Genomic DNA, 18,500 nt, shown 5'->3' on the forward strand with positions numbered 1-18,500 from the left:
GCGCGACCATCCATGGACGTCCTGACCGACAACTTCTCCACCTACGGCGAGGGTTTCCTCGGCACCGTCGAACTCACCGTCTACGCCTCCCTGCTGGCCCTGGTGCTCGGCTTCCTCATGGCCTCCTTCCGGGTCGCCCCGGTCGGCTCCTTCCGGGTCTTCGGCACCGTCTGGGTCAACGTGCTCCGCAACACCCCGCTCACCCTGCTGTTCTTCGCGGTGATGCTGGGCCTGCCCCGGTTCGGACTGGTGCTGCCCTTCAAGCTGTTCGCGGTGCTCGCGCTCGGCTGCTACACCTCCGCCTTCATCTGCGAGGTGCTGCGCGCCGGGATCAACACCGTGCCGCTCGGCCAGGGCGAGGCCGCCCGCAGCCTCGGCATGTCCTTCGGGCAGACCCTCGGCGACGTGGTGCTGCCGCAGGCGTTCCGCTCGGTGATCCCGCCGATCGGCTCCACCCTGATCGCCCTCGCCAAGAACTCCGCCATCGCCGGGGCGTTCAGCGTCACCGAACTCCTCGGCACCTACAAGACGTTGAGCGAGCTCGGCTACAACATCATCTGGACCTTCGTCTGGATCGCCGTCGGCTACCTCATCATCACCCTCGCCATCAGCGCGCTCTTCCACGTCCTGGAGAAGCGCTATGGAGTCGCCCGATGACCACCGCCTCCACCGCGCTGTACGACATCCCCGGACCACGCACCCGCCGCCGCCACCTGCTCTACGGGCTCGCCTCGACCGTCGTCATCCTCGGCATCGTCGGCTGGGTCCTCTATCTCCTCTTCGACACCGGCCAGTTCACCGCCACCAAGTGGACTCCCTTCGAATACAAGGGAATTCAGGAGCTGCTGCTCCGCGGACTCGGCAACACCCTCAAGGCGTTCGGCTACGCCTCGGTGCTCTCGCTCGCCCTCGGCGCCGTCCTCGCCATCGGCCGGCTCTCCGAGCACCGGGTGTTCCGCTGGACCAGCACCGTGCTCGTCGAGTTCTTCCGCGCCATGCCCGTGCTTGTGATGATCTTCTTCATCTTCGTGGCGCTGAAGGTCCAGCCACTGCCCGCGCTGGTCGCCGGACTCGCCCTCTACAACGGCTCGGTGCTCGCCGAGGTCTTCCGCACCGGCATCGGCGCGGTCGCCCGCGGCCAGCGGGAGGCGGCGTACGCGCTCGGGATGCGCAAGACCCAGGTGATGACCTACGTCCTGGTGCCGCAGGCGGTGCGCGCCATGCTGCCGGCCATCATCAGCCAGTTGGTGGTCGCGCTCAAGGACACCTCGCTCGGATACCTCATCACCTACGAGGAGTTCCTCCACGCGGGCAAGCTCATCGCCTCCAACCTCGATTACGACCTGCCCTTCATCCCCGTGGTGATGGTGATCTCGCCGATCTACATCGGCATGTGCATCCTGCTGTCCTGGTTCGCCACCTGGGTGGCGAGAAGGGAGCGCCACAGCCCCAAGACAAGAGCCGTCGACGTCGCTCCGGCCGAACCGGCCACGCTGCTGCCGGGGCGGGAGTAGCCTCCCGGCACGGCCGCGGGGCGATGCCCGCCCCGCGGCAGCCCGCACGGGCCCTGCCCGCCCGGCAGCAGCCGTGATCACTCCGTCCGCAGCGGTACCGACAGATAACTCGGGTCGGCCGCGGGCGAGGAGAAGGTCAGCTGCGCGCCGGTCGGGTTGTGCTCGATGTACAGCGGGTCGACGGTGTCGACGACCACCGCGAGGCGGTGCCCGGCCGGGATGTCGTAGGCGGTGGAGAACAGATCGAGGTCCACCCCGAACGACCGCCCCGGCTGCTTCCCGTGGAAGGTGTACGGGGCGTTGGTGACCAGCTTGCCGACGCCGAGCGGGCCCACGTCGTAGACGTACGCGACGAAGGTGCCGCTCGCCGCGGTCGGCGTGACCGTGGTGTGCAGCCGCGCGGTGCCGCGGACCCGCTGCGCCGTGTCGTACCGCTCCGACTGCCAGACCGCCGCGAAGGCGCGGGGGAGCAGCGGGATGGAGGCGGTGGGCGGCGCCTGGAAGAACTGGTCGAGGAGGTTGGAGAGCAGCACCACGCCGCCGTTGGCGCCCGAGTCGACGTTCGCCCAGACGTGTTCGGTGTCGGCGAGCGCGAACTTCCGCCGGTCGGCGCCGACCGACTTCCAGTCCGGGTAGCCCTCGTAGTCGCCGTCCGAACGCGGCTTGAGCCGGACCGGCTGCTCGCGGTCCACGCCGTTGTCGGCGCCCTTGAGGTAGTGGTCGAACCAGCGGTGGGCGCTGGTCCAGGTGTCGTTGGGCAGCCCGAGCAGACCGGTCGCCTCGGCCGTGGCGTGGTCGCCGGGCCGGAACTCAAGCCGCTTGGGGCCCGACAGCTTCTCGTAGAAGCTCGCGAACTGGTTGGGCGGGAAGATGGTGTCGCCCCACGCGTTGCCCAGCATGATCGCGGGCTTGTTGGCGTTGATCGCGTCGAGGTAGGTGGCGGCGGAGCGCACCCGCCCCCAGGCGATCATCTCGTCCTCCTTGTCCAGGTTGGAGGAGAGGAAGTCACCCAGGATCTCCTGGAGTTCGGGCCCGGGGCGGCCGGTGAGGTACCCGGCGCCGCCGAGCAGTCCGGCGGCCTGGACGTGCTGGGTGCGGCCGCTGTAGATCGACTCGATCAGGTCGGCCCAGCCGCTGAGCGCCGCGACCGCCTTGACCCGCTTGTCGTGCGCCGCCGCGAGCAGGCTGATGCCCGCCCCGTACGAGACGCCGGCCATGCCCACCTTGTCGGGGTCGGCGGGGGTGTGGGCGAGCGCCCAGTCGATCACGAGGGACGCGTCGGCGATGTCCTTGGGGCCGGCGGTCTCGATCTCGCCGCCGGACTGCCAGAAGCCGCGCGAGTTGTAACTCACCACGACGTAGCCGGAGTCGGCGAGCTGCTTGGCCTGCGCCAGATACTCGATCTGGGGCACCGCCCAGCTGGTGGGGAGCACGATCACCGGGAAGCGGGCACCGGCGGCGGCGCCCGCCGGGGTGACGACGTTGGCCTTGAGGACGGTGCCGCCGTCCCCGGCGATGTCGACGAAGCGGAGCGAGCCGCCGGAGGCGGAGGCGGTGTCGGCGTCGGTGTCGGCGTGGGCGGCCGGGGCGAGCCCGAAGGCCGCCCCGGCGACGAGGGCCGCCGAGACGGCGTAGGTCAGGGCTGTGCGCACGGGTCACTCCTCACTGGGGGCCGCTGATGGGGGCAGCGGCGAAAGGGGGGCAGTGAAAGTGACCCGACGGTAAGCGCAGCGGCTTACCCGAGGTAACTGGTCGGTAAGTTACGCATGGGTAACGATTGGCGAAAGCGTGGTGGCACGGGCCTCACGGGCCCCGGCCGCCGGGCCGGGCCGGAGGTGCCGCGCGGTCGCGGCGGCGCGGAGTCGTGCGACCGTGGGGTCAGCGCAGCGCGCTCTTCGCCTTCCAGGCGTCCCAGGACAGGTTCCACTCGCCGTACCCGTTGTTCACGGCCTGGGTGCCCTTGGCGTCGTCACCCGTGACCTCGAACGGGTCGCCGATCTGCACCTGGTCGTACACCCACTTCGCGTTCGCGTCGCTCATGCCGATGCAGCCCGAGCTCTTGTTGGCGTTGCCGAAGTAGGACGCGTTCCACGGGGCCGCGTGCGCGTACATCCCCGACCAGGTCAGCCGCATCGAGTAGTCGACCATCTTGTCGTACGCGTCACCCAGGCCGACCGTCTCGGAGCGCATGTTGATCGTGCCCTCCTTGGCCATCAGCACCGTCCTGCCGCGCCAGGACGCCTTCTCGCCGCCCGGCGTACCGGCCGACATCCCCACGTCCTTGACCACCTGGCCGTCCCGCACCAGCTTCAGCCGGTGGTTGTCCAGGTCCACCTTGACGATCTGGTTCTTGCCCACGGTGAAGTTCGTGACGTAGTCGCGCACGAACCAGCCGCCCGCCGCGCCCGAGTCGACCCCGTTGAGGTTCGCGGTCAGCGTCACCTTGGTGCCGGACTTCCAGTACTCCTTGGGCCGCCAGTCCACCCGGTCCTTGCCCGACCAGTCCTGCATCCAGCCCCAGGACCCCTCGGTGTGGTTCGAGGTGGTCACCTTCAACTGCCGTTCCACCGCGGCCTTGTTCTTCACCGGGTGGTCGAAGACGATCGACAGCGGCTGCCCGATGCCGACCGTGGACGCCTTGCCCGGCGCGAGGTTCAGCTTGTTCACCTTGTCCGGCTCGGCCGTCGCGAACGCCGCCTTCGCGGTGCCGCCGTCGCTGTCCCGCGCCTCCACGGCGTACGAGGTCCCCGGCGCGGCCGGGCGCTGGGAGGTCCACGTCTTGCCGTCGGCGCCGACCTTCCCGGCCAGGGTGCCGCCCTTGTCGTCGGTCACGGTCACCTGCTGGAGCCGCGGGCCCTCGGCCAGGGTCACCACCACCGGCGCGCCCGCCTTCGCCTTCTCACCGGTCAGGTTGACCGCGATCCGGGTCTTCGGGGCCTCCTCGGCGGAGCCCCCGGCCCCGCCCGACTTCGCGGCCCCGCCGCCGCACGCGCCGAGCGTGAGGGCGAGGGCCGTGGTGACGAGCAGGGCGGCGGGCGCGGGTATGCGGCTCACGGAAAAACGACCTCCGATGTCGATCTCTTACGGGGGATGAGAGTCCCCGCGGCCGCGGATGGTTCCGTACATGTGGACTATTTCCGGGATGTCCGGTGTGACATGGGCGACGTCCGGGACGCGGGCCGGTTCGAGGCCCGGTTCGACGCCCGTGCCGACACCCGGTTCGGCGCCCGGGACACCGGCCGGGCGCCGCCCGCCGCGTTCACCGCGCGTCGAGCAGCGCGACCGCCTCGGCGAAGTCCGCCCGCGCCGGTCCGAAGGTCCGCAGCGCCACCCGGAACATCGCCCGGTCGGCAAGCGCACGGGCCAGCCGCGGCCGGTCGCCGGGCAGCGCGCGGGCCAGCGCCACCCCCTCGTCGAAGTACGGCCGCAGCGGCTTCTCGATGTCGTACGTCCGGCGCTCCTCGCGCGCCGTGACCCGCAGCGTCACCCGGCGGAACAGATCCGCCCGTCCCGACCCTGGTGCCACACCAGCCACACCAGCCACACCAGCCACACCAGCAGCACCCGTCGCGCGCAGCCGCTCCGCCTCCGCCGCCAGGTCCGGCAGCTCGCCCTGGTAGGCCCGCCATGTGTCGTCCGACCAGTCGAGGACGTCGCGCCCGAGGGGCGGCCGCGGCGCGTCCGGCGCCGGGGCCGGCTCGTCCGCCCGTCCCGACCACAGCAGCAGGGTCACCCAGCAGGACAGGATGTTGCTCCAGTTCCTCGGCTCGCCCGTCGCCGCCAGCTCGTCGAGGACCGCCAACGCCTCCCGCCGGGCCGCCGCCGCGCGCCCGGCCTCGCCCGCCGCCTCGTCGAGAGCGGCCGACCGGACGAGCAGCCACACCAGGAGCGACAGGGAGGTGCGCTCCTGGGCCGCCTTCCGCCGGGTCTCCGCCACCAGCGACCCGAGCACGTCGGCGGCCTCCGCCCGCAGCCCCGCCCCTTCCAGGTCCGCCGCCCACTTCACCAGCGCCCAGAACGGCCGCTCCGGCAGCTCCTTCCGCGCCTCCCGCCCGGTCAGCTCGGCCGCCTCCCCGTACCGCCCCTCCTCGGCGAGCACCACGGCGAGCCGCCCGCTGAAGCCGTGCGACGCCAACTCCTCGGCCAGCGCCCGGGCTTCGGCCCGCCGCCCGGCCCGCGACAGCGTCTGCTCGTACGCGGCCATCGCCGGTCCGAGCAGCTCCACCCGGTGCGGCGCCTGTGCCGGGAGCCGCCGCGCCGCCCGTGCTGCCTCCGCGTGCAGCGCGAGCCTCGCCCCGCCGGGCGGCACCAGCCAGCCGTGTTCGGTCAGCGCGTGGACCAGCTTCGGCAGATACGCCTTCGGACTCACCGTCGCGAGCACCCGGTACGCCTCGAGCCGCTGCCACTCCCCGATCCGCCCCGACCCGAGCAGCAGGACCCGCGCCCGCAGCACCGCGTCCCGGCCGTAGGCCCTCTCCTCCGCCACGGACCCGTCCGCCACACCCTCGGCCCCCGTGCTCCCCTCGTCGCCCGTGTACATGTCCCCCGTGCACCCGTCCGTCTTCCGCATGGTCTCCCTGTCCTCGGCGTGCCGCCGCAGCGCGTCACGAGGGGAGATTCTGGAAGTCGCGGCCCACCCCGGACAAGGCGTACGAACTGTGCGTTCCGTCCTACGAAAACGGGCTCTGACCTGTCATGATGGTGACGTCTTCACTCCGCGAGGGGAGAGCCGGTGGAGCAGGCGGGCGGCACACCCGACGTCTTCGACCCGCGGATCTACGCCGACGGCGTCCCGCACGACCGCTACCGCGTCCTCCGTGACCACCACCCCGTCGCCTGGCAGCCCGAGCCCGCGGTCCTCGGCTGGCCCGCCGGGCCCGGCTTCTGGGCGGTGACCCGGCACGCCGACGTCGTACGGGTCCTGAAGGACGGGACCGGGTTCTCCTCGCACCTCGGGGCCACCCAGATCCGCGACCCCGACCCGGCCGACCTGCCGTTCATCCGGCGGATGATGCTCAACCAGGACCCGCCGGGGCACGGCAGGCTGCGGCGGCTCGTCAGCCGCGCCTTCACCCCCGGCCGGATCGAGCGCTTCACCGCCACCGCCCGCGTCCGCGCCCGCGAACTCCTCGCCACGGCACGGGAGTCGGCGCCCTCAGGCGCCGCGTTCGATCTGGTACGGGCGGTCACCGACGACTACGCCCTGCTCAACCTCACCGACCTGCTCGGCGTGCCCGCCGCCGACCGGGGCCTGCTGCACACCTGGACCGAACGGGTCATCGCCTACCAGGACCCCGACGAGCCGCCCGTCCTCGATGCCGAGGGCCGGCCCGTCAACCCCCGGTCGCCCGCCATGCTGGCCGAGATGTTCGGCTACGCCCGCGACCTCGCCGCCCACAAGCGCGCCCACCCGGCCGACGACATCATGACCGTGCTCGCCGCCTCCGAACTCCACGACGCCGAGCTGGAGATGTTCTTCTTCCTGCTGACCGTCGCCGGGAACGACACGGTACGCAGCGCCGCCCCCGGCGGAGTCCTCGCGCTGGCCCAGAGCCCCGACCAGCGGGGCCCGCTGTGGCGCGGCGAGACCGGCGTCGACAGCGCCGTCGACGAACTGCTCCGGGTCCACCCGCCGGTGCTCTCCTTCCGCCGCACCGCCGCCCACGCCACCGAACTGGCCGGTCAGGCCATCGGGGCGGGCGACAAGGTGGTGGTGTTCCACGCCTCCGCCAACCACGACGAACGCGTCTTCGCCGACCCGCACCGGCTCGACCTCGCCCGCACCCCCAACCCGCACGTCTCGTTCGGCGACGGGCCGCACATCTGCCTCGGCGCCCATTTCGCCCGGCTCCAGCTCCGGCTGCTGCACGAGGAACTGCGCGACGCCTGCACGGACATCGAGCTCGCCGGGCCACCGCGACGGCTCGTGTCCAACTTCATCAACGGCATCAAGTCGCTTCCGCTGTCGGCGCGTTGGCGTGAGCATCCGGAGCGATCGGCGTCCGCGCCTGCCGGGTGACGTCCGCGACCAGCTCGACCACATCGGGGCCGTACGCCTGCGAGTTGACCACCCGGAGCAGCAGGACGAAGGAGCCGCCCCGGTGGCGCCGGGCGAGCCGCTCGTGATGGCGGGCCAGATAGCGGGTGGCGGCCTGGTTGGTGATGGCCCGCTGCCCGCAGAACAGGAACACCGGACGGCCGCCCTCCCCGGCCGTGAGCCGGGCCAGCAGCACGTACTCGCTGATGCCCGGCTCCATCCCGTACCGGTTCTCGCCGATCCGTATCGCGCCCCGTTCCTCGACCGGTTCGAGCGCCGTGCTCATGCTCAACCCCGGGAGCAGGGACGCCAGATGGGCGGACATCCGGCGGTTCGACCCGGGCCCGCCGACGCAGAACTCGGTCCGGTCGCCGAAGCCGACCTGGGCCAGGTCGTGCTGCACGATCTGCGCGTGCGCCCCGCACTCCTTCACCAGCGCCGCAAGCTCCAGGAGCGCCGACACGTCGAAGCGGTGCACCGCGCCCTCGCTGCCCGCCTCCCGGTTCACCACCAGCAGACACTCGGAATGCGCGGGCAGCCCGAAGAACGCCTGCTTCCTGCGGAGCCGACGCCGCCACAGATAGGTGCGCGCCAGCCAGCCGAGCACACCGCTGACCCCGGTGGCGAGCACCCCGAGCACCACATTGCGCAGGTCTTCGTTCATGGCCGCGCATGCTAGCGGGGGACCGGCCGGTTGTTCGAGCCCATGCGGGTGACGTCTGACGTACGGACCCGGTCGATCGAAAGGCGCTCCTGACGGATCACGCGGGCGGAAGTTACGCTGCGCGGACCGGTGTTGACTGGAGGTTGTTGAGGATGCGTTTTCTGTTACGGCGCTCCGCCGTGCGGCACGGCTCGGTCCTGGCGGTCGCCGCCACGGTGCTGTCGGTGGTCGCCGCCGCCCCGCCCACCACGGCGGCACCCAAGCCACCGGCTCCGGTGAAGGTGCCGGTCGCGACCGGCTGGGGCGGGGCCGTCGCCAGCGTCGACGCCGATGCCTCCGCCGCCGGTATCGAGGTGCTGCGCAAGGGCGGCAACGCCGTCGACGCCGCCGTGGCGGTGGCCGCCGCGCTCGGCGTCACCGAGCCCTACTCGGCCGGCATCGGCGGGGGCGGTTACTTCGTCCACTACGACGCCAGGACCCGTACCGTCCAGACCATCGACGGCCGCGAGACCGCGCCCGCCTCCGCCGACGCCGGACTGTTCCTGGAGAACGGCGCGCCGATCCCGTTCGAGGAGGGGATGACCAGCGGACGGAGTGTCGGCGCCCCCGGCACCCCCGCCACCTGGGCGGCCGCGCTCGACGCCTGGGGCAGCAAGCCGCTCGGGCAGCTCCTCCAGCCCGCCGAGCGCCTCGCCCGCGACGGCTTCACCGTGGACGCCACCTTCCGGGCGCAGACCGCGGGCAACGAGGCCCGGTTCCGCGACTTCCCGGCCTCGGCCGAACTGTTCCTGCCCGGGGGTGAACTGCCCGTCGTCGGCTCGGTGTTCAAGAACCCCGACCTGGCCCGCACCTACCGCACCCTCGGCCGGGAAGGCGTCGGCGCCCTCTACCGGGGCCCGCTCGCCCGGGACATCGTGCGCACCGTGCAGCGGCCGCCGGTCCGCGACGGCGCCACCCGCAACGTCCGCTCCGGCGATCTGACCGAGCGCGACCTCGCCACGTACCGGACCGTCCGCCGCCAGCCCACCAAGGTGTCCTACCGGGGCCTGGACGTGTACGGCATGGCACCGTCGTCCTCCGGCGGCACCAGCGTCGGCGAGGCGCTGAACATCCTGGAGGGCAGTGACCTGTCCGCTGCCTCGCAGGCCGGGTATCTGCACCGGTACATCGAGGCCAGCCGGATCGCGTTCGCCGACCGGGGCCGCTGGGTCGGCGACCCCGCCTTCGAGGACGTGCCCACCCGGGGCCTGCTCTCGCAAGCCTACGCCGACTCGCGGGCCTGCCTGATCCGCGACGACGCCGTGCTCACCAGCCCGCTCGCGCCCGGCGACCCGCGCCACCCGGCCCGCCCGGCGGGCGGCTGCGCGACCGGCGGGACCGCGGCCCCCACCACGTACGAGGGCGAGAACACCACCCACCTGACGGTCGCCGACAAGTGGGGCAACATCGTCGCCTACACCCTCACCATCGAGTCCACCGGCGGCAGTGGCATCACCGTGCCCGGGCGCGGCTTCCTGCTCAACAACGAGCTGACCGACTTCTCCTTCGCCCCGGCCAGCCCGGCCGTCCACGACCCCAACCTGCCGGGCCCCGGCAAGCGTCCGCGCTCGTCGATCTCGCCGACGATCGTCCTCGACAAGGCGGGCCGCCCGGTCCTCGCGCTCGGCTCGCCGGGCGGCGCCACCATCATCACCACCGTCCTGCAGACCCTCACCGGCTTCCTCGACCGGGGCCTGCCGCTGGTCGACGCCATCGCCGCGCCCCGCGCCAGCCAGCGCAACCAGACCACCACCGAACTCGAACCCGGGCTGTGGAACAGCCCGTTGAGGGCCCAGCTCGAAGGCATCGGACACGGCTTCCGGCAGAACCCGGAGATCGGCGCCGCGACCGGCGTGCAACGGCTTCCCGACGGCCGCTGGACGGCCGCCGCCGAGACCGTCCGCAGGGGCGGCGGCTCGGCGATGGTCGTCCACCCGGCCACCCCCTGGGAGCGCATTCCGTAGGTGCCCTACAGCGCGGTGAGGATCCGCGGGCCGTCGTGCGTGATCGCCACCGTGTGCTCGGTGTGCGCGGCCCGCGAACCGTCCAGGGTCCGGATGGTCCAGCCGTCCCGCGCCGTGTAGTGGTCGTCGCGGCCACCGCCGAGCAGCATCGGCTCGATCGCGAGCACCATGCCGTGCCGCAGCGGCATCCCCCGGCCCGGGCGTCCCTCGTTGGGGACGCCCGGGTCCTCGTGCATGGTGCGGCCCACGCCGTGGCCGCCGAAGCCGTCGGCGACGCCGTACCCCGCCCGGCGGCAGACCCGGCCGACGGCGTGCGCGATGTCGCCGATCCGGTTGCCGACCACCGCCGCCGCGATCCCGGCCGCCAGGGCCTCGTACGCCGTCCCGATCAGCCGGGTGTCCTCGGGCCGCGCCCGGCCGACGGTGAAGCTCACCGCCGAGTCGCCGACCCAGCCGTCCAGGACCGCCCCGCAGTCGACGCTCACCAGGTCGCCGTCGGCGAGCCGGGTCCCGCGGTCCGGGACGCCGTGCACGATCGCGTCGTTCACCGAGACGCAGACCACGGCCGGGAACGGCACCGGGGCCCAGTCCGGCCGGTAGCCCAGGAACGGCGACCCGGCCCCGGCCGCGTCGAGCACCTCCCGGGCCACGTCGTCCAGTTCCGCCAGGGTCATGCCCGGCGCCGCCTTGTCCTGTACGGCCGCGAGGGCGCGCGCCACCACCCGGCCCGCTTCGCGCATGAGGGCCAGTTCCGTGTCCGTCTTGATCTCCACCATGCCAATTACTATACCGGTATTACAATGGTGTCCATGGTGCGCACCCCCCTGACCCCCGAAGAACGCGAACGCGGCGAACGCCTCGGCCTGCTGCTCCGCACGGCCCGCGGCGAACGCTCGATGGCCGAGATCGCCGCGGCGGCCGGCCTCTCCGCGGAGACCCTCCGCAAGATCGAGACCGGCCGCGCCCCCACCCCCGCCTTCTTCACCGTCGCCGCGCTCGCGGGCGTCCTCGGCCTGTCGATGGACGAGCTGGTGGCCCTGTGCGTCCTGGTCCCCGCCCCGGCCTGAGCGCCCGCCCTGGCCTGAGGCTCCCCGCGCGACCCCCCGCGCGGATCGGGCCGGGCCGGCGGTCGGCCCCCCCGCACGCGGCTCAGGCCGCCGCCACCGCCAGCTGCACCCGGCTGTGCCGCGGCCGGTCGATCTCGTCCACGAGGGCGCGGGCCAGATCGGCGTGGGCGATCGTCCCGCCGTCCAGCAGGGTGCCGACCGCCGTGCGGTAGCCGCCGGTCACCGGCGCCGCCGCGTTCAGATCCATCGGCGGGACCACCATCAGCCAGTCGAGCCCCGGGCCCGCCTCGGCCGTGAGCAACGCGAACTCGGCCACGTGCCCCTGCGCGAACGCCCGCCAGTCCGCCGGGAATTCGGGCGCGTCCATCACCCGTACCCCGGGCGCCGTCTCCAGGGTCGCCGCGATGCCGAGGGTGAGCAGCCGGCCGACGCCCGCCGCCGTCAGGCCGCTGACGAGCGCCCGGGCGGCGGCGGTGAAGTACTCCTCGGAGGGCAGATCGAGCCGGGCCGCCGCGTGCACCGCCGCGTCGTGCCCGGCGGCGAGCGCGGCCACCGATTCCGGGTCCGTGGCGTCGCCCCGTACCACCGTCACGCCCGAGCCCGTCCCGTCCAGACCGGGGTGGCGCGCCGGATCGCGGACCACCGCCGTCACCCGGTGGCCACGGGCCGCCGCCTCCGCCACGGCGGCCCGGCCGACCCGGCCGCCCGCCCCGAAGACGACGATGTTCTTGAGGTTCCCGGCGCTCTCGCCGCTGTCGTTCCCACTGTCGTTCGCGCTGTCGTTCCTGGTGTCATCCATGGCGCGACCGTAGAACGGGACTCCCTGGTTACTTCAACGGTACTGGGCTAGCGTCAGACCCATGACCGAGCAGCTCCTCGCCGCCCCGGCACCGGCCAAGGCCCCCGCCCCGCCGCTCAGCCCGGCCCTCTTCGCGGACCCCGACTGCGTCGACAGCCCGCAGCCGGTCCGCGTCTTCAGCGGCAAGTGGACCCCGATGGTGCTGCGCTGCCTCCAGGACGGCCGCTCGCGCCGCTTCTCCGAGCTGCGCGTCCCGATGCACCGGGTCACCCCCAAGGTGCTCACCGAGACCCTGCGCACCATGGAGCGCGACGGACTGCTCACCCGCACCGTCCACGACGAGAACCCGCCCCGCGTCGAGTACGCGCTCACCGCCCTCGGCCACTCGCTGATCGGCCCGCTCGACACCGCCTGCGACTGGGCCCGCGCCCACACCGAGGAGATCGGCGAGGCGCGCGACGCGTACGACGCGTACGGCACCGCCGACCCGTCGGCCTAGCCCCGGATGCGGCGCCGCGCCCACGGCCCCACCGTGGACGCGTGAACCGTCGTCAGCAGCCCGCCCCCGCCCGCCGGGCCCCGGGCGCCCCGGCCGCGCGCACCGCGCCCCGCCGGGCCAAGGCCCTCGCGGCCCTCGCCGCCACCCTCCTGCTCGCCTCCGCCGCCACCGGCTGCGGCTCCGGCGGGTCCGGCACGCCGCAGGCCGCCGCGCCGCCCGCCGGGACCGCGCCCGAGCACTTCCGGCACCCGGGCGTCGTCGTCGGCGGGGCCCAGCTCGCCACCGTACGGACCCAGGTCGCCGCCGGGCGCGAACCGTGGAAGTCGGCGTTCGCCGAGATGAGCGCCAGCAAGTACGCGGACCCCGACTACACCCCGCACCCCGCGAAGGTCGTCGCCTGCGCCTCCAACGCGGGCACCGACGCCTGCGTCGCCGAGCGCGAGGACGCCATCGCCGCGTACACCCACGCCCTGATGTGGTCCGTCACCGGCGAGCGCGCGCACGCCGACAAGGCCGTCGAGATCATGGACGCCTGGTCGAAGACGGTGAAGGAGCACACCCGCGACGACGCCGACCTCCAGACCGCCTGGTCCGGCTCCTCCTGGGCGCGCGCCGCCGAGATCGTGCACGCGGGCTACCCGGCCTGGAAGGGCCCCGAGGTGCAGCGCTTCAAGTGGATGCTGCGCAAGGCTTATCTGCCCGACGTCACCGCCAAGGTCCCCGACTACAACGGCAATTGGGAACTCGCGATGACCGACGCCGCCATCGGCATGGCGGTGTTCCTGGAGGACCGCACGCTCTTCGAGGACTCGGTACGGCGCTACCGCGCCCGGGTGCCCGCCTACTTCTACCTCGCCTCCGACGGCGCACTGCCCAAACGGCCGCCCGGCGGGACCATCGACACCGCCGACGAGCTCGCCACCTACTGGTTCGGCCAGCGCACCTACCGCGACGGCGTCGGCCAGGAGACCTGCCGCAACCTCATGCACATCGGCTACTCGCTCGCCGCCACCGCGCACATCGCCGAGACCGCCTGGCACCAGGGCCTCGACCTCTACCAGGAGGAGGCCGACCGGCTCGCCGCCACCCTGGAGTTCCACTCCCGCTACCAGCTCGGCGAGGCACCGCCGCGCTGGCTGTGCGGCGGCCGGATCACCCGCACCATGGGCCCGGACGTCGAGGTCGCCCTCAACCACCTCCAGGGCCGGATGCACCGGCAGCTGCCGCAGACCGCGAAGCTCGCCCGCAGCCAGCGGCCCGGCGGCACCGACGACCTCTTCGTCGCCTGGGAGACCCTGACCCACGCGAGCAATCCGAGCGCTGCGTAAGCTCGGCGCTCGTGACGCCCGAAGAACTCGCGATCCCCGAAGAACTGCGGCACGGCCGCTACGTCAGCCTGACCACCTTCCGCAAGAACGGCACCGGGGTCGCCACCCCGGTCTGGTACGCGGTCGACGGCACCGAGCTGTACGCCTGGACCCGCACCGACTCCTGGAAGGTGAAGCGGCTGCGCCGCGACCCCCGGGTGGTCGCCGCCGTCTGCGACGTGCGCGGCAACATCACCGAGGGGGCGGTGCGGACCGAGGGCACCGCGCGGCTCGTCACCGGCGAGGAGCTGCGCCGGGTGCGCAAGCTGCTGTCCCGCAAGTACACCTGGCAGTACTGGCTGATCGACTGGCCCGCGACGGTCGCCCGGCTCGGCAAGCGCCCGCACACCGGCATCGTGGTGAACTTCGCCCCGGCGGCGGGACCGGTCCCGGACCCGGCCGTCGGCTGAGCCGGGGTCCGTCGGGCCCGGACCCGGGCCCGACGGCCGGGTGGCGAGAACCCTGGCCGAAAACCGTACGTAGCCGTCCCGTAACACGGATAGGGTCCAATGCCCCCGTAGCGAAGGGGCTGGATCATGACGGTGCATCAACTCCCGGTGGCGGTCGCCGCCTTCACCGGCTGGCTCAGCGAGCTGGCCGGGCGGCTCGAACCGGGCGAGGGCTGGTACGGCGTGTTCGCGGCCCGCGACCCCGACGGGATGCGGGCCTGTTTCGACGGCGCCGAGATCCTGCCCTGGGACGTCGCCGAGTCGCTGCTCCACGACCTCGGCGAGCCCGTGGACGGTGAGCGGGCGGTACGCGGCCGGGCCCTGCACCAGGCCGCCGCCACCGCCCACGACCGGGGGCCCGGCGGGGCCGCCGCGCTCGTCGAGCGGCGCGAGCTGATGACCGAGGAGGTCCGGCACGCCGAGGACCGCATCCGCGAGCTCACCGGCCGGCCGGACCCCGCCCACGACGGCGACGGGGGGCTCGCCTGGGCACGCGACGACCACGCCCGCGCCACCGCCCGGATCGCCGAACTGACCGCGCGCCTCGCCCGGCTCGCCCAGCTCGACGGCGGTCCCGCAGCCGCCGCCGAGCGACCGGAGCCGGTGCGGGAGCCGGAATCGCGGGTGCGGCGGCGCAGGGGCGGCGGGGCGCGCTACGCGGGAGCGGTCGCGGACCCCGCCACGGCCGCCGAAGGTCCTGGCGGCGGGCTCGGGACCGAGGACGCCGCCAGGGCCGCGCGCGCCGCCGGGAACGCCGTCTACGCGCTGCGCCGACTGCGCGCCCAGGGTCGCAGCGGTGACGCCCACGCCCTGCTGTGCGAGGCCCTCGCCGGACCGCCCGGCTGGCTGCCGGTGCTCGCCGACGAACTGGCCGCCGCCGGGCTCGGCGCCGACTGGGCCACCCTGCTCTGGGAGGCGGGCGACCTGCCGCCCGCCCGCCTCGCCGCCGTCGCGGCCGCGCTCGGCGCCGCCTGCCGCCCGGAGGACCGCGACCGGCTGCTCCGCCAGGGCGCGGCCCGACCGGCCGGGGAACTGGCGGCGGCCTGCGCGGCGCTGCGCGCGGAGTCCCGGCACGCCGAGGTCCGCGCCCTGCTCGACGCCTTCGTCGGCAGCCGCACGGCCGATGACACGGCCCGGCTCGCCGCCGCCGACCCGGCGGTCCTGCTCCCCGAGCTGCGCGCCGCGGCCCGCTCCCTCTCCCGGGACAAGGAACGCGAGCTGCTGCACGCGCTGCGGGTCGCGGGCCTGCGCTGAGAAGCGGGGGAGGGGCCGAGGGGCGCCGGTCGGTCGGCCGGTCAGCCGCGCTTGCGGGTGTTGCGGGCCGTCCGGTGCCAGGTGTGGCCGGGGCCGGGCCCGCCACCGGGCGCCCGGACGTGTCGGTACGTGTCCGACGTGGACCACTCGGGTACGAAACATGATCGACTCCGCCGCTTCGCGGCAGTGGTCTTGCTCCGGGGTGTTACGAGGCTTACGTTCTCCTCCTACGCACCGCGTCTACGGGCGTAGAGGCTCATCGACGCCGGGCCGAAGGAGCAGCTCATGAACACCGTCGTACGCGCCGCGCTCGTCCAGGCGACCTGGACCGGCGACACCGAATCGATGATCGCCAAACATGAGGAACACGCCCGCGAGGCGGCCCGGCAGGGGGCGAAGGTCATCGGGTTCCAGGAGGTGTTCAACGCCCCCTACTTCTGCCAGGTGCAGGAGCCCGAGCACTACCGCTGGGCCGAGCCGGTGCCCGACGGGCCGACCGTCCGCCGGATGAGCGCGCTCGCCCGGGAGACCGGGATGGTGATCGTGGTCCCGGTCTTCGAGATCGAGGGCGCGGGCTTCTACTACAACACCGCGGCCGTCATCGACGCCGACGGCTCGTACCTCGGCAAGTACCGCAAGCACCACATCCCGCAGCTCAAGGGCTTCTGGGAGAAGTACTACTTCCGCCCGGGCAACGCGGGCTGGCCGGTCTTCGAGACCGCCGTCGGCAGGGTCGGCGTCTACATCTGCTACGACCGCCACTTCCCCGAGGGCTGGCGCCAACTCGGCCTCAACGGAGCCCAGTTGGTATACAACCCGTCGGCCACCTCGCGCAGTCTGTCCAGCCACCTCTGGCAGCTGGAACAGCCCGCGGCCGCCGTCGCCAACGGCTACTACGTCGCCGCCATCAACCGGGTCGGCCAGGAGGAGTACGGCGACAACGACTTCTACGGCACCAGCTACTTCGTCGACCCGCGCGGCCGGTTCGTCGGCGACGTCGCCTCCGACAAGACCGAGGAACTCGTCGTCCGCGACCTCGACTTCGGCCTCATCGAGCAGGTACGGCAGCAGTGGGCGTTCTACCGCGACCGGCGCCCCGACGCGTACGACGGGCTGGTCGAGCCGTGACCGCGCCAGGGCCGATGCGCGATCTGTACGAGCGGCACCGCAAGGTCGTCCCCGACTGGGTCGCCCTCTACTACCGCGACCCCATCGAACTCACCCACGGCGAGGGCCGGTACGTCTGGGACGCCGACGGCAACCGCTACCTCGACTTCTTCGGCGGCATCCTCACCACCATGACCGCCCACGCGCTGCCTGAGGTCACCAAGGCCGTCGCCGAACAGGCCGGGCGGATCATCCACTCCTCCACCCTCTACCTCAACCGCCCCATGGTGGAGCTCGCCGAGCGGGTCGCCGCGCTGTCCGGCATCCCCGACGCCCGGGTCTTCTTCACCACCTCGGGCACCGAGGCCAACGACACCGCGCTGCTCCTGGCCACCAGCTACCGGCGCTCCGGCCGGATCCTCGCGATGCGCAACAGCTACCACGGCCGGTCCTTCTCCGCCGTCGGCATCACCGGCAACCGCGCCTGGTCGCCGACCGGCCTCTCGCCGCTGCACACCCTGTACGTGCACGGCGGGGTGCGGGGCCGCGGCCCGTACGCCCAGTACACCGACGAGCGGTTCGTCGAGGCGTGCGTCGCCGACCTGGAGGACCTGCTCGGGCACACCGGCGACGTCGCCGCGCTGATCGCCGAACCCGTCCAGGGCGTCGGCGGGTTCACCTCGCCGCCCGACGGGCTGTACGCGGCCTTCCGGCGGGTCCTCGACCGGCACGGCGTGCTGTGGATCACCGACGAGGTGCAGACCGGCTGGGGCCGCACCGGCGACCACTTCTGGGGCTGGCAGGCACACGGCCAGGCCGGACCGCCGGACCTCCTCACCTTCGCCAAGGGCATCGGCAACGGCATGTCCATCGGCGGGGTGGTCGCCCGCGCCGAGATCATGAACTGTCTCGACGCCAACTCCATCTCGACCTTCGGTGGTTCACCGGTCACCATGGCCGCCGGGCTCGCCAACCTCTCCTACCTCCTCGACCACGACCTCCAGGGCAACGCCCGCCGGGTCGGCGGCCTGCTCATCGAGCGGCTGCGGGCCGCGGCGGCCGGGGTCGACGCGGTGCGCGAGGTGCGCGGCCGGGGGCTGATGATCGCCATCGAACTCACCGAACCCGGCACCGACCGGGCGAACCCGGACGCGGCGGCGGCCGTCCTGGAGGCGGCCCGCGCGGGCGGTCTGCTGATCGGCAAGGGCGGCGGCCACAACACGACCGCCCTGCGGATCGCGCCACCGCTCTCGCTCACGGTCGCCGAGGCGGAGGAGGGCGCGGCGATCCTCGAACAGGCCCTCCACTCCCTCTAGGCAGTGTCTTCAAAAGATCACCAGTGGTGGATCATGGTGTCGTGATTCGTCGTCATGAACTGTCGGATGCCGAGTGGGAGTTCGTTCGGCCGTTGCTGCCCGTGTCGTTGCGGGGGCGGAAGCGGTTGGACGACCGCCGGGTCCTGAACGGGATCGTGTGGAAGTTCCGGACCGGGACGGCCTGGCGGGACGTGCCCGAGCGCTATGGTCCGTGGGCCACGCTGCATACCCGTTTCCGCAGGTGGGCCGCGGACGGCACGTTCGATCGCATGCTGCGGGCCGCTCAGACGAAAGCGGACGCGGCGGGCGACATCGAGTGGCTGGTGTCCGTCGATTCCACTGTTGTCCGGGCTCACCAGCATGCGGCCGGGGCCCGAAAAGGGGGCTCCGCGACCCGGCCCTCGGCCGGTCAAGAGGCGGGCTG

General features: G+C 73.1%; 17 protein-coding genes and 1 pseudogene. 12 read left to right on the top strand and 6 right to left on the bottom strand.

Going from position 1 to position 18,500, the window contains the following annotated elements; all coding sequences use genetic code 11:
* Positions 1-12: 12 nt before the first annotated feature.
* A complete protein-coding gene (locus ACIPXM_RS09285; protein WP_401653609.1) occupies positions 13-657 on the top strand; it encodes an amino acid ABC transporter permease in 645 nt (214 codons plus the stop codon).
* Entirely contained in the window at positions 654-1,514 is an 861-nt protein-coding gene (locus tag ACIPXM_RS09290; RefSeq protein ID WP_401653611.1) for an amino acid ABC transporter permease, read from the top strand. The genes ACIPXM_RS09285 and ACIPXM_RS09290 overlap by 4 nt, the downstream gene beginning before the upstream one ends.
* 77 nt (positions 1,515-1,591) lie before the next feature.
* On the opposite strand, the gene ACIPXM_RS09295 is transcribed toward ACIPXM_RS09290, so the two are convergent.
* The 3 genes from ACIPXM_RS09295 to ACIPXM_RS09305 all read right to left on the bottom strand — a co-directional run bounded on the left by ACIPXM_RS09295 (position 1,592) and on the right by ACIPXM_RS09305 (position 6,000).
* Positions 1,592-3,166, bottom strand: coding sequence for an alpha/beta fold hydrolase (locus tag ACIPXM_RS09295; protein WP_401653613.1), 1,575 nt, complete (start codon positions 3,164-3,166; stop codon positions 1,592-1,594).
* A 226-nt stretch (positions 3,167-3,392) separates the two neighbouring features.
* Complete coding sequence (locus ACIPXM_RS09300; protein WP_401653615.1) at positions 3,393-4,568, bottom strand: Ig-like domain-containing protein; 1,176 nt, start codon at positions 4,566-4,568, stop codon at positions 3,393-3,395.
* Between the two features lie 205 nt (positions 4,569-4,773).
* Positions 4,774-6,000, bottom strand: coding sequence for a hypothetical protein (locus ACIPXM_RS09305; protein WP_401653617.1), 1,227 nt, complete (start codon positions 5,998-6,000; stop codon positions 4,774-4,776).
* Between the two features lie 246 nt (positions 6,001-6,246).
* Between ACIPXM_RS09305 and ACIPXM_RS09310 the strand changes: the two genes are divergently transcribed.
* Complete coding sequence (locus ACIPXM_RS09310) at positions 6,247-7,533, top strand: cytochrome P450 (protein WP_401653619.1); 1,287 nt, start codon at positions 6,247-6,249, stop codon at positions 7,531-7,533.
* Here ACIPXM_RS09310 and ACIPXM_RS09315 read toward each other — a convergent pair.
* On the bottom strand, positions 7,463-8,215 hold the full coding sequence (locus ACIPXM_RS09315) for a hypothetical protein (RefSeq protein WP_401653621.1): 753 nt from the start codon (positions 8,213-8,215) through the stop codon (positions 7,463-7,465). The genes ACIPXM_RS09310 and ACIPXM_RS09315 overlap by 71 nt on opposite strands.
* 152 nt (positions 8,216-8,367) lie before the next feature.
* Here ACIPXM_RS09315 and ggt point away from each other — a divergent pair, with 152 nt between their 5' ends.
* Positions 8,368-10,218 (top strand): gamma-glutamyltransferase, encoded by a 1,851-nt coding sequence (gene ggt / locus ACIPXM_RS09320; protein WP_401653623.1) that lies wholly within the window; start codon positions 8,368-8,370, stop codon positions 10,216-10,218.
* A gap of 5 nt (positions 10,219-10,223) precedes the next feature.
* Here ggt and map read toward each other — a convergent pair whose 3' ends face one another.
* Complete coding sequence (gene map, locus ACIPXM_RS09325) at positions 10,224-10,994, bottom strand: type I methionyl aminopeptidase (RefSeq protein ID WP_401653625.1); 771 nt, start codon at positions 10,992-10,994, stop codon at positions 10,224-10,226.
* 33 nt (positions 10,995-11,027) lie between these two features.
* On the opposite strand from map, the gene ACIPXM_RS09330 reads away from it, so the two are divergent.
* On the top strand, positions 11,028-11,285 hold the full coding sequence (locus tag ACIPXM_RS09330) for a helix-turn-helix domain-containing protein (protein WP_401653627.1): 258 nt from the start codon (positions 11,028-11,030) through the stop codon (positions 11,283-11,285).
* Between the two features lie 82 nt (positions 11,286-11,367).
* On the opposite strand, the gene ACIPXM_RS09335 is transcribed toward ACIPXM_RS09330, so the two are convergent.
* Positions 11,368-12,084: an NAD(P)-dependent oxidoreductase gene (locus ACIPXM_RS09335; RefSeq protein WP_401653629.1), complete on the bottom strand. Its 717-nt coding sequence runs from the start codon at positions 12,082-12,084 to the stop codon at positions 11,368-11,370.
* A 61-nt stretch (positions 12,085-12,145) separates the two neighbouring features.
* Here ACIPXM_RS09335 and ACIPXM_RS09340 point away from each other — a divergent pair, with 61 nt between their 5' ends.
* From ACIPXM_RS09340 to ACIPXM_RS09370, 7 genes and pseudogenes are all read left to right on the top strand, one after another.
* A complete protein-coding gene (locus ACIPXM_RS09340; protein ID WP_401653631.1) occupies positions 12,146-12,583 on the top strand; it encodes a winged helix-turn-helix transcriptional regulator in 438 nt (145 codons plus the stop codon).
* 149 nt (positions 12,584-12,732) lie between these two features.
* Complete coding sequence (locus ACIPXM_RS09345; RefSeq protein ID WP_401653710.1) at positions 12,733-13,911, top strand: alginate lyase family protein; 1,179 nt, start codon at positions 12,733-12,735, stop codon at positions 13,909-13,911.
* Positions 13,912-13,922: 11 nt separating this feature from the next.
* Positions 13,923-14,360: a PPOX class F420-dependent oxidoreductase gene (locus ACIPXM_RS09350; protein WP_401653633.1), complete on the top strand. Its 438-nt coding sequence runs from the start codon at positions 13,923-13,925 to the stop codon at positions 14,358-14,360.
* Positions 14,361-14,486: 126 nt separating this feature from the next.
* A complete protein-coding gene (locus tag ACIPXM_RS09355) occupies positions 14,487-15,653 on the top strand; it encodes a UL36 very large tegument protein (RefSeq protein ID WP_401653635.1) in 1,167 nt (388 codons plus the stop codon).
* A gap of 285 nt (positions 15,654-15,938) precedes the next feature.
* Positions 15,939-16,781 (top strand): nitrilase-related carbon-nitrogen hydrolase, encoded by an 843-nt coding sequence (locus ACIPXM_RS09360; RefSeq protein WP_401653637.1) that lies wholly within the window; start codon positions 15,939-15,941, stop codon positions 16,779-16,781.
* 14 nt (positions 16,782-16,795) lie between these two features.
* Positions 16,796-18,076 (top strand): aspartate aminotransferase family protein, encoded by a 1,281-nt coding sequence (locus ACIPXM_RS09365; protein ID WP_401653712.1) that lies wholly within the window; start codon positions 16,796-16,798, stop codon positions 18,074-18,076.
* A gap of 41 nt (positions 18,077-18,117) precedes the next feature.
* A pseudogene (locus tag ACIPXM_RS09370) lies at positions 18,118-18,500 on the top strand (IS5 family transposase); the annotation flags it as partial.

The sequence above is a fragment of the Streptomyces sp. NPDC090025 genome (assembly GCF_044748125.1).
GTDB lineage: Bacteria > Actinomycetota > Actinomycetes > Streptomycetales > Streptomycetaceae > Streptomyces.